This is a genomic window from Streptomyces sp. NRRL WC-3549, assembly GCF_000721935.1.
Classification (GTDB): Bacteria; Actinomycetota; Actinomycetes; order Streptomycetales; family Streptomycetaceae; genus Streptomyces.
This window is the reverse complement of the sequence record NZ_KL585432.1, coordinates 16,695-17,244: the sequence shown is the minus strand read 5'-3', so window position 1 is coordinate 17,244 and position 550 is coordinate 16,695. Positions and strand designations below refer to the sequence as shown.

Genomic DNA, 550 nt, shown 5'->3' with positions numbered 1-550 from the left:
GCCGCTGCGGCTCGGCGCCCGGAGCCTCCGCTGGACCACCGGTGACATGGCCGACCTCGTCGAGCCGCAGATGTCCCTCCTCGACATCACCGGGTACCTCGTCCAGCTGCCGGAGAACGCCTGGCTGCTCCCCGGCAGTCAGGGCCAGATCGGCGCGATGCTGGACACCAAGGCGTACGAGCGGGTGATGGTCTCGCTGCGCCGCTACTTCGGCGTGACGGTCGTCGACTGCGAGACGCTCCCCGCCGAGGTCGCCCGGGTCGCCCTGACGGCGTCCCAGGCCCGGGTGCTGACCGCACCGGCCACGCTGGACGGCCTCACCAGCACGTACAACGTGCTCCAGTGGATGCGGGGGCTGCCCCGCCACGTCATCGAGGGTACGGTCGTGGTGCTCACCGCCCAGGTGCCGCGTCCCGGCATCGACCTGGCCCGGGCGGCGCACAAGCTCACCACCACGGGGGCGGCGGTGCACCTCCTCCCCTACGACGGGCACCTGGCCGCCGGCGGCACGATCCGCACCGAACTGCTCGCCGACCCGACACGGCGGGGC

The 550-nt window shown here is 73.3% G+C and carries 1 protein-coding gene; it reads left to right on the top strand.

What is annotated here, in order from left to right:
• A partial coding sequence (locus tag IH13_RS0130740) for a MinD/ParA family ATP-binding protein (RefSeq protein WP_420713421.1) occupies positions 1–550 on the top strand: 550 nt, incomplete at both ends.